The sequence below is a fragment of the Nonomuraea sp. NPDC052129 genome, from assembly GCF_040680095.1.
Taxonomy (GTDB): Bacteria; Actinomycetota; Actinomycetes; order Streptosporangiales; family Streptosporangiaceae; genus Nonomuraea.
On sequence record NZ_JBFAVX010000035.1, the window covers coordinates 40,433 to 54,460 of the forward strand.

A 14,028-nucleotide genomic window follows, 5' to 3' on the forward strand; every position below is an offset into this window, starting at 1 on the left:
GACTACCCGATGACCGGGCAGGAAATCAGAAAGGTGATCAAGGAGGGGACGATCAGCGCGAACCCCGGCGCCGCCAACAGCCCGCTGACACCGAGAATGCCAAGCACTCTGTCGCGCCCGCAGGCCGGCGTGACGGGGCTGAGCAGGCGCTTGACACGGGTGACGGTCGACTCGCCGCCGGCTCCCAAGGTGGCCGCGGGGGTGGATGCCCTGGCGACGGCTATCAGCGCCGACGCGATTACGCCGCGCGCATGCTTCCGTGCGGCGACGTCATCGGCCAGCAGCTCTACAAGGTGGGGCACCGCGGTTCCCGTCGCGGCGAACACGGGAAGTCCGGGAAATGCCTTGGCGGCGACCTGGGCGGCCGTGAGCAGGAGGTGATGACGGCCGGTCACATGGGCCCGTTCGTGGGCGAGCACCGCAGCCACCTGACGGTGATCAAGCGCCGCGAGTGCTCCACTGGTGATCACGATCACAGCGCGGCGGCCTGGGACGCAATAGGCAGCGGGCTCGTCGTGCTGGACGACGAGCGCGCCGAGCTCTTGCCGCTCGCGTCCGATCAGCCGGACAGCCTTCCGGTGCCTGATTCGGCAACGCCGTCCGGTCCAGAGCACGGTCAGGCTGGCCCAGCCGACCCTGATGGCGATGCCGCCGGCGACGGACAGGCCCGCCAGCGCGGCCAGCGGGCGGGCCGTGAACGGAGAAACATGACCCGACAGCATCTCACCACAGGCCATGATCAGCGCGGCGACCTCGTCCCCGATGGCGTGGGCGGGGAAGGCGAGCTGCAGCCCGGCCAAGGCTCCCGACGCGATCACCGATGCACAGCCGGCCAGCCACGCGGCGATCGACAGCCGGGGAGAGTCGCGAAGCCGTTGGCTGCGCATGATTAGTCGTGGCAGTCCCCATGCCGTGATCGCCGCATGCGCAACAAGGGCGCCCTCGACGATCACTGCTGGTCGCTTCGGTGAATGGCGGCATCGAGGGCAGCGTGCTCCTCAGGGGTGAGCCGCTCCAGGAAATGGACGAGCGTCATGGCCTGGTTGCCGCCCTTGGCCAGGGCCTCCTGCATGATCTGGGCACTGTAAGCCTCGTGGCTCATCACGGGCTCGTACAGGTAGGCCCGGCCGGATGGGTGGCGGCGCAACAAGCCCTTCTTGTGGAGGTTGTCCATGACCGTCATCACCGTGGTGTAGGCAAGGACCCGGCGGCGCTGCAGCGCCTGAAGCACCTCACGAACAGACACAGGGCCGTCGCATGACCAGATGTGGCCCATGACGGCGGACTCCAGCTCACCAAGACCGCGCGCCATCCCGCCCCTCCTAATCCTATCCATCATAGTAGCGATGGTTGGCGACGGCGCGAAGACTGCTGCTCGGATGTGGCCCGTCTCCCTGCATTCATCTCCGTCCGGAGCGGTCGACTATCTACTGCTTCGTGTAGTGGGAGAGGTGTTACGTGCGCGGGGGGATGGGTAACGGAGGTCTGAGCCGCCGTCGCGGTGGCCGGTGCAGCGAAAGCGAGGACGAGAGATGACGTTGCAAGTCGGGGAGATGCTCTCCGCCTACCCCAAGGACCTTGGTGATGTCGACCAGGCGAAGCTTACGAAATGCATCGAAGAGTGTCTCCGGTGCGCTCAAACGTGTACGGCCTGCGCGGACGCCTGCCTGAGTGAGGACATGGTGGCCGAAATGGTCAAATGCATACGCAGCGATCTGGACTGCGCGGACATCTGCGAGACCACTGCGCGCGTGCTCTCGCGGCACACGGGCTATGACGCGAACATGACGCGTGTGGTCCTCGAAGCCTGCGCCCAGGCATGCAAGGCGTGCGGCGACGAGTGCGGGCGGCACACCAAGCACGCCCACTGTGGCATCTGTGCACAGGCCTGCCGTGACTGCGAACGCGCTTGCCGGGACCTGCTTGGGGTTCTCGGCTAGGCCTCGGCACGACCGGAAGTCGATCTCCTAGGACGACGTGCCCGGCATCACGGGGGCGAATGCCGAGTACGTCCGAACGGATGGCTGCGGTTGTCCCCTCCCGGGAGGACCAGCCAGCCGACTTTTCACTATATGACATAGTAGGATCGGCCGCTAATGCTGATGCGCGGATAGCCGCATAGCAGCTCTCTTACAGCAATTGCCGAAGCGACGGCTTCCCTGATGTCAGGACTTGTACTGCGGATAGCCATAGCCGACGACGTCGGACTTGGGTCGCACCCGCTCCTCGACCTTCCCATTGCCGGTGTTGCCTTCGATCGCGGTGATGGTGCCGTCGCGGTTGTCCTTCTTCACCAGGCCCATGTGGTCGATGGAAGTAATGCTCTTGTCGCCGCCCCATGCGTAGTAAACGACGGCTCCGGGCTTGGCAAGGGTGCCCCAGCGTCCGTTGTTCTTGAACCACCGCGCCCATGTGACCGTATAGGCGTCCCATCCCATCGTCGGCCTAACGCCGGTCTGCTCACCGACCCAAGAGACGAACATGGCGCACCACGGAGCGTTGGCGTAGGCCTGAAGGCTTCCTCCGTCGCGGGCCAGAGTCTCCTGGGCCCTGGGGGAAGTCATGTACCAGCTGTGGAATCGGGTGCCGCCGCCGCTGGCGTTCTCCGTCGTCCCCACCTGCTGCTGGGCCAGCTTCAGCACGGCGTCCGCTGTGACCTGGCGCTGGGGCTGGGAGGAAGTCGCAGACCGCGAGACGCCAGTTTGGGTCTCGCTGGCGTGGTCGCTGGCGAAGGCGGGCGTACTGGTGATGAGTGCACTGGCCACGGCCGCTGCGGCGAGGGTGAGGCCGTGCTTACGGGCGGACCTGCCGTAGTTCGGCAAGAGGTGTTTGGACATGCGGGGAATGGCTCCTTGCTTCCATGCCGCCTACCGGGTTAGCTGACGGGTTCGGGCGTGGAAGTGCCCTACGGAGCCCCGTTGGGACGGGCGCACCGATTCACCCCAAGAAAGTGGATCCCCGGCTCCGCGAGAAAGCGGACTCGGCGGCCGCGGCTACGATCTGCACACAACGCCGGTGCAGACGAGACGCGGTCTCGGCATTACAGGCCACCATCGGAACGCTGCGGCCTTGGGCCTGTAAAGGTATGCAAGCCAAATGGCCAGCGCAAGCGAAACCTTTGGAAGCCGACCCCAATGCCCTGTGTGGCCTAGGGTTCAGCCATTAATCCTTTACCTTTACCACGGCGTGGTGCCGTGCCTGAGCGGTGGGCCGCTGTGTCGCTGTTCGGGTTGTGCATAATGTCGCAGTGACTATGAACCGTAGTAGCGTGCTGCCCCGAGCGGTGTACCTAGTGGCCGGACTCGTGGTTGCAACGCTGGTAGCGGGGATGTTAGCCCTCGTCGACTACGAGCGACCGGCGAAGCCGCCCCGGCGTCTTCGGGCTGGACCCGGGAAGCCGGGCAAAGCCTCGCCGGCGCCTGAACCGCCCGTTGTGGCGGCCCTCGACCGTCTGCGGGAGCCACACCTGCTTGTGGTCGCGAATCGTCCGCTGCCTGAACAAATGATCGAGCGGGTTCGAGTACGCAAAGGCGTGAGCTCCATGGAGATCGTCGATGCGGCGGCGATACCGCTCGGCGGTAGGAGGGTGGGAACGGTGGGGGTGGAACCATCGACCTTCCGGGCCTACACGCCCAAGCCGACCGTGCGCGGCGGCGAAGAGCAAACTGGGCGCCCCGTATGTCTGGGGCGCCGAGGGACCTGACGCCTTCGACTGTTCCGGCCTGATCCAGTGGGCCTTTGGCAGGGCGGGCATTCGGCTGCCGCGGGTGACGCATCAGCAGTTCGCCAGTGGACCCCGGGTCCCGTTTTCCCAGATGCGATCGGGTGACCTGATCTTCTGGCGGCTGGACCCCACCAACCCGGGCTACATTTCCCATGCCGCGATCTACTGGGGCGACGGAAAGATGATCCAAGCCCGGCGGACGGGGGACGTCGTCAAACTGGTGCCCGCCCACACGCGCAATCTCGCAGGCGTGGTGAGGGTGATTGAGTGATCACGCGTTGACCCGCTGCGGTGCTTGCCTTGCGTATAACAACGTGTAGCGCACGGTATTGGTCGGTCTGCGTTGGATAGATCTTTTATGCCAAAAATCTCATTTCGGTAACCAGTCACCCTTTCTACCTACTACAGTCCTTCGTACTTGCCGGTGACTTGCCTTCGCGGTGGAGGCGGCCGGCTGGTGCCGAGGCCCGCGCCGCGGGAACGGGGGAACCAGAGCCTGGAGCGATCCACGCATGGGGTGAATCCGCCACGGATGCGGCGGTAGGGCGTCATCTCCTGGCCCGAACCCGTCAGCTAACCCGGTAGGCCATAAGGAGAAAGGGTCAAACCCCGGACCTATGCCATCCATTGTGGACGGGCTGCTCGACGCTGCCCAGAAAAATCTCGGCTATCGCGAGAAAACCGACGGCTACAGCAAGTTCGGTAACTGGTACTACGCCAACGTGGACAACAGCGACCCCTACTTCAAGACCGCCCCATGGTGCGACATGTTCATTACCTGGGCCGCCAACCAGGCGGGCGTCGAGAAGTACGTGGGGGATTTCGCCTACACCGTCGACCACGCCAAGTGGTTCAAGGAGCAGGACGCCTGGAGTGACAAGCCGGAGCCCGGCGCCATCGTCTTTTACGACTGGAGCGGGTCACGCGATGTGGAGCGGATCGACCATGCGGGCATCGTCGAGAAGGTACAGGGAGACCAGATCTCCACGATCGAGGCCAACGTCGACAAGGTGTGGCTCAAGCGCAAGGACAGGGACCAGAGCAAGGTCGTCGGCTACGGCCTTCCCCGCAAGGTCAAGGAGAAGTTCGGGGAGGGTGAGACGTTCGTCCTGACGGGCGGCAACCCGCGGACGCCTCTGGTCCGGAAAGGGGTCGTGCAGGCGGCGGGGAAGGCGCAGGAGACCGATGTCGTCCTGCCGACGGCCTCCACGGAGAGCATCGCGGTGTCTGGGGTCGTGTTCGCGGGCGTGCTTTGCGTTGCCGTCGTGGTCAGGCAGGTGAGACGTCGAAGCTCTGCCAGAGGCAGGCAGCAGCGGTATGCCGGCCGTCACCGTTCGATCATGGCGTAGCGGTTCATGATCTGGCAGGGCGGAAGGCGGCGGTGAAGTCCGGCCCGCCGTTCTTGGACCCATAGACCGTGCCGTCCTCGGTGGCGGCTACCAGTCGCTGCGGGTCGGGTGTCCGCCAGCGCAGCAACCTGCCGAAGCAACTGGGCTGCGCCATGTTGAAGGACGGCTTGGTGGAGGTCAACGAGTTCGGGCAGAGCTCGGTGAAGGGAGTCTTCGCGGCCGGCGACATGGCCAGGCGGGCGTCCATGCCGTTCCCCGGCTGGCCAGGTGATCATCGCCGCCGGTCAGGGCGTCACCGCGGCCCTCGTGATCGATCAGGAGTTGCTGTACGCCTGAGCTCAGAGCAGCGAGAGCGTGTGGCAATGATGCGCGATCAGCGCGCTCACCCCCGGAAACACCGCCAGAGCCGCCGGTCCTGCGAGGAACAAGGTGACGGCCACCGTGCCCACCAGCCGCTCGCGGCGGTGGAGCGGCGCGGCCGGATTGAGCATGCGGCGCACCCTGCTCAACGCGTTCTCGCCTGCAGCGCCCAGCGCGAACGCGGGCACCCGCCCGGTGGCCAGACCGACCAGAGCCGCGGCGAGGTGCAGGCGCGGATGCTGTCCCGCGGCCACATCGTCGGCCCGCAACTCCACCAGGCGGGCCACCTCCGCTTTGGCCGTTGCGAACAGCGGGAGAGCAGGAAATGCCTTGGCCAGGCCTTCAGCCAGGGCAAGGAGAAGATGGTGGCGTCCCCGGAGATGGGCTCGCTCGTGCGCCAGCACCGCGGCCACATGCTCGGGCGGCAGAGCGTGGAGCGCCGCCGTGGTGATCACGGCCTTGTTCGCCCTGCCGGGCAGGCAGTACGCGAGCGGCTCGTCGTACTCCAGGACCACCGCGTCCAACTCGCCGTCACGCCGGCCCAGCAGGCTCAGCATCTCCGAGTGCCGGGCACGCTCGCGCCGTGAGGTCAGCAGCACCCTGATCACGCAGAACACAGTCCGTGCGGTGATGAACCCGCTGACCAGGACGGCCAGCCGGAATCCGGCGGAGGCCACGTCGACGTCGGATCCGTGGCCGAGAAACTGCTTGCACACCTCGAACAGCCTGGCCAACCCGTGCCCGACCGCGTCGCCGGGGATCGCGGCACTCAGCGCGGCCATCACCGCCGAGAGGACCGCGGAGATGTCCGCGGCCAGCCACATGGAGATCGCCAATCGGGGGGCCCGCTCGGCCCAGGCGGCCTTGACGAGCAGTCGCGGCAACACCGTGGCGGCACCCACGGCGTAGACGACGAGGACCAGGGCGACCGTCATGATCGACGGGTGTGCGCCGGGAACACCTGAAGGGCGGATTCCAGCGCGGCAGCCTCCTCCGGGGTCAGCCGCTCAAGGAAGTGAACCAGCGTGGCCGCCTGGTTACCGCCGCTGGCCAGCGTCTCGCGCATCAGCTCGGCGGTGTAGGACTCCTTGGTGCCGACTGGCTTGTACACGTACGCCTTACCCACCGGCTCGCGCTTCAGCAGGCCCTTTTTGTAGAGCTTGTCCATCACGGTCATCACGGTGGTGTAGGCGATCTCGCGATCCTGTCGCAAATCCTTCAGCACGTCTCTCACCGCGGCGGGGCGGTGGTACGACCACATCCGGTCCATGATCACCGACTCCAGGTCGCCCAACGTCCGCATCTTCTTGTGGCCTCCTGCCGCGATTTGTTTTCATGCTACTTGGGATCGTTGATACGGGGCCACAGTGTGCAACCTTGTGGACAACGCACATAGCTCCACGTTGCCAGTACTTCCAGCGCCATTTCGACGTGCGGGGCTCGGCGGCGGCTTTATGGGCGGACTGCGCCGAGGAGGCGGTTGCGCCAGTAGTCGTCGAGCTCGACGACCTTGATCACGTCTCCGGTCTGCGGCGCGTGGACCATCTTCCCGTTGCCCGCGTACATGCCCATATGTCCCAGGCCCTTGCTGAACAGCAGGTCCCCAGGCTGGAGGGCGTCCAGCGAGACGCGACGACTGGCGCCCCAGGCCCACTGTGTGTACGTCGTGCGGGGAATGGCGACCCCGGCGGTACGCCAGGAGGCCTGGGTGAGGCTGGAGCAGTCGTAGGAGTTCGGCCCATTGGCGCCGTACCCATACGGCTTGCCCACTTGCGCGAACGCGAACTGCAGCGCGATGCGGGCGTTGCCCGAGGCCGGGCCGGTGTACTTGATTCCCGTGCTGTTGGGATTGCCCGACTTGAAGGCGCCGAGCTTGCGAAGGATCTTGGTCTGCTGGGCGATCAGCTTCTCGACCTCGGTCTTGTCGTCGTCCACCTTCTCGCGCGCCTTGTCGGCCTCGGCCAGGACATTCTTGGCCTCGTTGCGCCGGTCGCGCAGGTCCTTGATGCTGTCCTCGTACGCCCGTAGTTTGGCCGACCGCTCGGTGGCGATCTGGCCCAGTGCCGCCATGCTGCTCAGCGTCTCGCCCTGGCCGGCGTAGGTCTGCCAGTTCTCGAAGCCGCCGTACTGGTACTGGTTGACCGCCACCGTGACGAGATCCGCGCGCAGGGCGTCCGAGCGCACCGTCTTGCGGCCGAGGTCGGCGTTGGCCGCGTCGTACTTCTGCTTGGCCTTCTTGTACGCCTCGGTGGCCTGGTTGTACTGCTCGACCACCTTGTCGGCCCGCTCGTTCAGCTTCACCAACTTGGCCCTGGCCTTGGCAGGTGACGGCGCGGCGGCGGCGGTGCCGGGGGCGGAGACTAATGTGACCAATGCCAGCGCTGTGGCCCCTGCCATCTGCCCAAGCCTTGTCGGCGCAGCCACTACGATGCCTCCTCGTAAACATCCAAGATCTGGGGCGAATAGTACCGAAGTGAAGGGTTTTATTAGCCTGTTCGAGTCGATTGGCCTCGAGGGCGGGACGTACTACCCGGCATAGCGGAAGGCCGCCGCCCATGTGTGGATACGCGCGCCATCTCCGGAGTGTTCAGGTGCTCAACTTGCCCTGCTGTCGGCGGGCTGTTCGTCCATCGCGGACACACATCACGGGCCACAACGGCGCCACCTGTAGCCACGTCGTCCACGTCCACGATCCCATCGCGCACGGCCGCCACCTCCGGTGGCTGTTCTGTGACGCTGCCGAGCGCTCCCCGGCCCTCTGGCCAGACGCTCGGTCCGTTCTTCGGAAGGGAAGGTTCTGGGAGGTCACTGGGCAGGTCAGCGGAGTGAAACTCAGCTTCGTGACCTCCGAGGTCAAAGCCGCTGGTTGAATCTGGCATGCCTCGGCCCCGTACGGCCGGGCGCCGTACGGGATCCGCCGCGGCTAGAGCGTCGGGAGCAGCTGCTTCAGCTCAGCGAGCTCGCTGCGCAGGCTCGTCTGGATGGTCTTGGCCATCGTCTTCGTCTTGGCGTTGCTGCCCCTGGCGATCTCGTTCTGGGTCACCTTGATGGCGCCCTGATGGTGGCTGATCATCATCTGGGTGAACATGCGGTCGAACATGCCACCCTTCATCTGCCGCATCTTGGTCATCTCGGCGGAGGACATCATGCCGGGCATCGACGTCATCATCGGGTCGTCGTCGGCCATGGGCTCCTTATCCCAGGCGGTGAGCCAGTTGTTGAGCTTGCTGAGCTGCGGCTGCGCCTCCATCTGCATCTTCATGGCGAGATCCTTGACCTTGGCGTTGGAGGCGTTGGTCTGGGCCCACTTGGCCATCCGCAGGGCCTCCTGGTGATGCGGGAGCATCATCTGGACGAACATCACGTCGCCATCGTTGAAGTCCGCCTTGGGCTTCGACGAGGACATGTCCATGCCGTCCATGTTCGTGACATCTGCGCTGGCCCCGTCGTTCGACGAGGCGGCCGGAGCGGCTCCCGCACCGGCGGCGGTGGTCGTGGGGGTGGATGAGCCGCAGGCGGTGAGCAGGGCGACGGCGCCGATTCCGGCGACGGTGAGCATGGTGATCCGGTGTGCGACGGTCATGGGGAATCTCTCCTTCGGAAATGGGGGATCGGATAGGACGGGTCGGATTGGAACGACCCTCCTAAATCCGCAGAACCGAAAGAAAAGCCAGATCGGCCGCCGGTGGCTCCCTCCCTTGCTGTACCAGCCTCCAGCCGCGACCATCACGGGCGTCACTGCGCCGCTCGCTCGGCAATGCCAGGGCCAGCAGAAAGGCGATCGCCGTGGTCAGTACGGCTACGCACATCGACGCGGGTCCGTGAGATGCGGCGCAGGCCACCCTGGCGCCATCGCCTGGAGAGCCGGATGCGACAAGCTGCGAACTCGTGTGCCCCGACCGATCCTGGCATTCCAGAACGTGCCCGGCGACGATGCCGGAGGTGAGTGTGACGAGCAGCAGCCAGACCATCCAGCGTCGGCCCGTCCAGCTCATGTCACCTCCCAACCGGGAATCTTCCGCCTCATCCCGCGTCAGGCGCCGTCCCAATGCGGGCACCTCGCAGGCGTTAGAGGAGGCGGGTGCTATTGGGTACGCGGGCTGATGGCCTCGGGTTCACCGTCATCGGAATCTCGTCTCTGAGGGGTGAGCTTGTACGACGGATTGTCGTAGCAGGCTTGCCCTCTGGAAGACATGTCGAAGTTGCAATATGCATGTATCGATGAGACGACGCCCCTATCTCTCCCCAACTGCTGGGCCGTCGCGATGGCCGGACTGACATGACAGTGGCCGCCTGGCCCGCCGATCGCCGGAGCACCATGTCCGCTTCAGCCGCTGTGGCAGAGGGGAACGTACGGGCACCCGCCAGCCACAGCATCGGCTTGAACCTTGCGCCCGTCGCTCGCATGATGGGCGGTATGAGGTACAGGCCCCTGGCACTGATCCTCGCCGCCTTGCTCGTGACCACATCGTGCGGCCGGACCGACACCCCCACCGCTCGGCGTCGCCTGCGGGATGGAATTCCGCGTTACCTGTCGCGACAGACAAAGGGCCTGTGGCCATGTGGCGCCTGGAGGGCGGCTTCCTCCCCCCGGGACTGCTCGCGATCCGTCCGCCACGGGTCGTCGTGTACGCCGACGGGTGGGCGATCGTGGATGCGGCCCGAACCCTGCGGCTTGCGAAGGCCGATCTGAACAAGCTGCTCGCGGCGCTTGATCGCGATATGTCGGGCCAGCCGGCGACGGCCACGCCCCGGCCCGGCGCTCCCGTAGTGATGGACGCACCCACCACGGTGTTGGGCGTCCGTACGGCGGGAGGCAAGCGAGAGGTGAGGATCCCGGCCCTTGACGAGACGCGCGGCTCCTACGCGAAGGCCCTGTACGACGCACGCGATCGTTTCGACCGTCTCGCCCGGCGCATCACGGCCAAGGGCCAGAACTACGTGTCCAGACGCGTACGGCTGGTCGCGGAGCAGACGACATTGAGGGGTGGCAAGGCCCGACCCTGGCCGAAGGGGGTGCCTGAACCACGGGCCGCGGGCTCACCCGTTCGCACCCGCGACCTGTCCGGGAAGGCCGCCATGGCCGCCATCCGACTGATTCCGCGCGACGCGGACCAGCGTGGCGGGTGGCGGGTGTTCCGTGCTCGGTCGGGTGCCTCGCTCGCGGTCTCCTGGCGCTATCTGCTGCCCGACGAATGATCTCTAAACGCCGCCCGCGTCACAGCAGTTGTGCCTGCACGAAACCGGCCAGAAGTACGGCGAAGCCGCCGATCTCGCCGACGATCAGCGAGACCATGAACGCGGTTGTGCCGCGTACCGGATGGCACAACTGGTTGTCGGTGTCACGGCGCCAGCCGTGGTAAGCGTAGGTCCCGATTGCGGCTACGAAGAAGAAGATCACGATGCCCGCCGCAGCCAGGTTCACCCACGCCGACCAGCCGCTCAGGGCGACAAAGACTGCGAGCAGCAGCGTAGCGAACGAGTAGAGCAAGGCGGCTCGATGCGCGATGTCGACGTAGGGATGAGCCATGTGTTCGGCCGAGACGGCCATCTGGCGGTATTTCCACACGCCGAGCACTAACGCCAACAGAAAGATCAGTCCGGCCGCCAGGAGAACCAGCTTGGCTTCCGTGCTCAGCACCACCACCATTACCCTCGATTCTCGTTAACTCGAACAGATATGTACGACTTACGGTGGGGGGCGCAGCACCATAAGTCAAGGCGGGAGCTGGAGGGCGCCGAGCCAGAGAATGAGGACCGGAGCCGAGTCCGCCCAAGGCCCTTCTCCTTGAAACTGCGCAGCTCTCCTTGAAACTCCGCAGCCGAAGGCCGTTGCTGACCACGAACACGCTGGAGAACGCCATCGCCGCTCCTGCGATCAGGGCCGGGAGGAGATTCTCCAGCTCATCGTGGGTCATCGCCGCGCCGGCGGGGTCCGCCGGCGCGGCGAACAGGCTCGCGGAGGCGGCAACCCCCTCGATCTCCTCGATAACCCCTACGAGGATGGCGGGTCGGCGTAGCGTGACATGCGGGCTCTTCTCTCTGCAGGGGGTGGTTGACACCCTCCAGCGCGGCGAAGAGCCTCGCCGCTTGCGATCATGATGCCTGGCTGCCGGACCCCTTGCCGGGTCAAGGCGAAGGCTCCCGGCTCGCTCTCGCTCAGCCAGTCCCTCGTGGCGAGCCGCTTCAGCTTCGACCGCTCGACATGTCGTTTCTCGCCCTTGACTCCCGGCTTCTCCAACGCGGGACATGATCGCCTACTTGGAATCGGCCACGCTCGCGTTCAGCGGCTTCATCAGATCCAGCGCCTGGCCGTCGCCGATGGCGGCCACCTGGTGAACACCTGCCCAATTAGCTAGGTTGCCCCCACCTCGTCCGATTCTCACAGGGGAGTGGCAGCCATGCGGCAACAGCACAAAACCTTCCAGGCGATCGAGGTCGGCGACGGCGGCGACGGGCGGTGGGCCGCCTACGCCCGGGCCCTGTGGCAGGACATGGAGCGCCTGCTGACCGAGGAGGGCCGGACTCCGGAGGGCACGGACCGCGTTCGGGCGCTGTTTCGTGCGCACATGCCAGAACTGGTCCCGGTTCTGGACCGCCTGGCCGGCCAACTCGACCGGCCCGAGGCGGAAGTCTTCCTCACCCATGCGGCACTGCGGCCGTTCTCCCAGGCATGCACTCAGATCGGCCAGAACGGCACTCTGCTGCGCAACTATGACCTACGGCCCGATCAGTGCGAGGGGACCATCGTCTCCTCCTGCTTCCTGCGCCCTGTGATCGGGATGCAGGACATGCTGTGGGGCTTGCTGGACGGGATGAACGACGCCGGTCTCGCGGTCTCGCTCACCTGGGGCGGACGTTCCGTCTACGGACGCGGCTTCGCCATTCTCATCCTCGTGCGCTACCTACTGGAGACGTGCGACACCGTCGATGAGGCGGTCGACAGGCTGCGGTCCCTGCCGGTCGCCGTCCCCCAGAACCTCACCCTTGTCGATCCCATCAAGGCGATGACGGTGTTCGTGGGACCGGATATGTCCCCGACGGTGGCACCGGACGCCTGCGCCGCCAATCACCAGCACCTGCCGGTAACCGACGAGCAGGAGCGGGCCATGCGGACGCAGGAACGGCTGCGAGCCATCCGCGCCGCGGGTACGGACGTGGCGGCAATGCTCAAGCCGCCGCTGTATCGATCCGTCGACGAGCAGGGGACGGTAACGCTCTACACCGCCCACTACCGGCCCGCCGAGGGCCTTGTGACGTACTACTGGCCCGGTGAGTCCTGGCAACAGTCCTTCGGCGACTTCACACCCGGAACCCGCACCGTGACCTTGGGCCGGGCCAGCTGAGAGGCTTTCCGGACTCCTGCTCACCCCTACACGAAGATCTTGCAAGAACGTGATTCCACCCGCTGCCGCCAGCCGCGCCCGCCGCAAGGTCCACGCCACGGACCGGCCGGCGTGCCCCGGCCGCGAGCACCAGCAGGTCGTCCAGGCATTCCGTGCTGCCGCAGTCAGTGGCGACTTCGAAGCGCTGCTGCGGGTCCTCGATCCGAACGTGAAGCTGACAGTTGACACCCCCGACGGCATGGTCGTCACCCTCGGCGCCACCGAGGTCGCCGCCGGTGCCCGCGTGTTCTCCGGTGAGGTCGCCCGCCAACGACCCGTGCTGGTCAACGGCATCCCGGGGCACATGTCTTGGCGCTCGGACGGAACGCCGCTGTCGGTCATCGCTTTCACCGTCGCCGAAGGCCGGATCACTGGCATCCACATCGTGGTCGACCCGGCCAAACTCGCCTCGATCCAGCTGCCCGCCCCGGCCTGAGCCGGTGTCGTCCCCGTTGCCGATAATCGCGTAGGCCAGAGTAGGCGACGCCTGGGCTGAAGCGGTGCGCATGCCCGCCTGGCTCTCGCTCCCGTTGCCACTCGAAGGTGACCCGCTCATAGCTATGGAGAAGCTCGTTCTCGCCAACTACTTCGGCCAACCCGCCCCCGTTCCGGTCACGACCTGGCGGCCAGGCGGTGCAGGATCGAGTGCGGCAGCCTCTGTGCCAAGCAGATATTGCGGCTCGGGCAGTCGCGCTGCGCGGTGTTCCGCCCCATCCTGTGAAGGAGGCAGTCGTCTGATGCAGCTCAACTCGTCCATCGTCGTCCCGCAGGACATCCGGCAGGTGTGGCGCTTCCTCGGTGATCCGCTGACCGCGCCCCGCTGGGACCGCAGTATCGCGGAGGTGGTCCCGCTGTCGACCGCGCCGGTCGGCCTGGGATATGAGGCGATGACCATCGCGCCGTCGGGTAAACGCCAGCGGTTTCGCATCACCCAGTACGACGCCGAGCGGGAATTGGCCTTCGTGCTGCTGGAGTCCCGCCTGTTCCGACGGGCCGAACTCAGCTTCCGGCTCGATCGCGTACCGGAGGGTACCCGAATCCTCCACCGCATCGACCTGGATCTACGCAGTCCGCTGCTCGTTCCGGTGTTACGGCTGACGACCCGGAAGGCCCTTGGCACCGACATGGAATATCTGCGGGGGGCGCTGGCCAGGGACACTCACGACTGAGAGGCAACCCTTTCGGGAGGCATCACGCTCTGCATTCACGG

Annotated in this window: 16 protein-coding genes and 2 riboswitches; of the genes, 7 read left to right on the top strand and 9 right to left on the bottom strand. The window is 66.0% G+C overall.

Annotated features, from left to right (window positions below):
• Positions 1–2: 2 nt before the first annotated feature.
• Both AB0L53_RS47150 and AB0L53_RS47155 read right to left on the bottom strand, forming a co-directional pair.
• Positions 3–953 carry a M48 family metalloprotease gene (locus AB0L53_RS47150; protein ID WP_357941586.1) on the bottom strand — a complete coding sequence of 317 codons (951 nt, stop codon included), beginning with the start codon at positions 951–953 and terminating at the stop codon, positions 3–5.
• Positions 950–1,312, bottom strand: a complete 363-nt coding sequence (locus AB0L53_RS47155; RefSeq protein ID WP_358176952.1) for a BlaI/MecI/CopY family transcriptional regulator — start codon at positions 1,310–1,312, stop codon at positions 950–952. The genes AB0L53_RS47150 and AB0L53_RS47155 overlap by 4 nt, the downstream gene beginning before the upstream one ends.
• Before the next feature lie 220 nt (positions 1,313–1,532).
• On the opposite strand from AB0L53_RS47155, the gene AB0L53_RS47160 reads away from it, so the two are divergent.
• Complete coding sequence (locus AB0L53_RS47160; RefSeq protein ID WP_364009656.1) at positions 1,533–1,940, top strand: four-helix bundle copper-binding protein; 408 nt, start codon at positions 1,533–1,535, stop codon at positions 1,938–1,940.
• 225 nt (positions 1,941–2,165) lie between these two features.
• Here AB0L53_RS47160 and AB0L53_RS47165 read toward each other — a convergent pair whose 3' ends face one another.
• Positions 2,166–2,837, bottom strand: coding sequence for a CHAP domain-containing protein (locus AB0L53_RS47165; protein ID WP_364009659.1), 672 nt, complete (start codon positions 2,835–2,837; stop codon positions 2,166–2,168).
• A 12-nt stretch (positions 2,838–2,849) separates the two neighbouring features.
• Positions 2,850–2,996, bottom strand: a riboswitch (cyclic di-AMP (ydaO/yuaA leader).
• 558 nt (positions 2,997–3,554) lie between these two features.
• On the opposite strand from AB0L53_RS47165, the gene AB0L53_RS47170 reads away from it, so the two are divergent.
• Positions 3,555–3,995: an NlpC/P60 family protein gene (locus AB0L53_RS47170; protein ID WP_364009662.1), complete on the top strand. Its 441-nt coding sequence runs from the start codon at positions 3,555–3,557 to the stop codon at positions 3,993–3,995.
• 177 nt (positions 3,996–4,172) lie between these two features.
• Positions 4,173–4,327: riboswitch (cyclic di-AMP (ydaO/yuaA leader) on the top strand.
• Between the two features lie 14 nt (positions 4,328–4,341).
• A complete protein-coding gene (locus AB0L53_RS47175) occupies positions 4,342–5,073 on the top strand; it encodes a CHAP domain-containing protein (protein WP_357941594.1) in 732 nt (243 codons plus the stop codon).
• A gap of 338 nt (positions 5,074–5,411) precedes the next feature.
• Here AB0L53_RS47175 and AB0L53_RS47180 read toward each other — a convergent pair whose 3' ends face one another.
• The 5 genes from AB0L53_RS47180 to AB0L53_RS47200 form a co-directional block, all read right to left on the bottom strand.
• A complete protein-coding gene (locus AB0L53_RS47180; protein WP_364009665.1) occupies positions 5,412–6,368 on the bottom strand; it encodes a M56 family metallopeptidase in 957 nt (318 codons plus the stop codon).
• Positions 6,365–6,736, bottom strand: a complete 372-nt coding sequence (locus tag AB0L53_RS47185) for a BlaI/MecI/CopY family transcriptional regulator (RefSeq protein WP_357941598.1) — start codon at positions 6,734–6,736, stop codon at positions 6,365–6,367. Before AB0L53_RS47185 ends, AB0L53_RS47180 begins: the two co-directional genes overlap by 4 nt.
• 149 nt (positions 6,737–6,885) lie before the next feature.
• Complete coding sequence (locus AB0L53_RS47190; protein WP_358176961.1) at positions 6,886–7,830, bottom strand: C40 family peptidase; 945 nt, start codon at positions 7,828–7,830, stop codon at positions 6,886–6,888.
• Between the two features lie 526 nt (positions 7,831–8,356).
• On the bottom strand, positions 8,357–9,016 hold the full coding sequence (locus AB0L53_RS47195; protein ID WP_364009669.1) for a DUF305 domain-containing protein: 660 nt from the start codon (positions 9,014–9,016) through the stop codon (positions 8,357–8,359).
• A 61-nt stretch (positions 9,017–9,077) separates the two neighbouring features.
• Entirely contained in the window at positions 9,078–9,428 is a 351-nt protein-coding gene (locus AB0L53_RS47200; RefSeq protein WP_364009671.1) for a hypothetical protein, read from the bottom strand.
• Between the two features lie 565 nt (positions 9,429–9,993).
• On the opposite strand from AB0L53_RS47200, the gene AB0L53_RS47205 reads away from it, so the two are divergent.
• Positions 9,994–10,632, top strand: coding sequence for a hypothetical protein (locus tag AB0L53_RS47205; RefSeq protein ID WP_364009673.1), 639 nt, complete (start codon positions 9,994–9,996; stop codon positions 10,630–10,632).
• A 19-nt stretch (positions 10,633–10,651) separates the two neighbouring features.
• Here AB0L53_RS47205 and AB0L53_RS47210 read toward each other — a convergent pair whose 3' ends face one another.
• A complete protein-coding gene (locus AB0L53_RS47210) occupies positions 10,652–11,083 on the bottom strand; it encodes a hypothetical protein (protein ID WP_357941608.1) in 432 nt (143 codons plus the stop codon).
• Positions 11,084–11,834: 751 nt separating this feature from the next.
• On the opposite strand from AB0L53_RS47210, the gene AB0L53_RS47215 reads away from it, so the two are divergent.
• The 3 genes from AB0L53_RS47215 to AB0L53_RS47225 all read left to right on the top strand — a co-directional run bounded on the left by AB0L53_RS47215 (position 11,835) and on the right by AB0L53_RS47225 (position 13,987).
• A complete protein-coding gene (locus AB0L53_RS47215) occupies positions 11,835–12,779 on the top strand; it encodes a C45 family peptidase (protein WP_364009677.1) in 945 nt (314 codons plus the stop codon).
• A gap of 49 nt (positions 12,780–12,828) precedes the next feature.
• Positions 12,829–13,254 carry a hypothetical protein gene (locus AB0L53_RS47220; RefSeq protein WP_364009680.1) on the top strand — a complete coding sequence of 142 codons (426 nt, stop codon included), beginning with the start codon at positions 12,829–12,831 and terminating at the stop codon, positions 13,252–13,254.
• A 301-nt stretch (positions 13,255–13,555) separates the two neighbouring features.
• Positions 13,556–13,987, top strand: a complete 432-nt coding sequence (locus AB0L53_RS47225) for an SRPBCC family protein (RefSeq protein WP_364009683.1) — start codon at positions 13,556–13,558, stop codon at positions 13,985–13,987.
• The last annotated feature ends 41 nt before the right edge of the window (positions 13,988–14,028 follow it).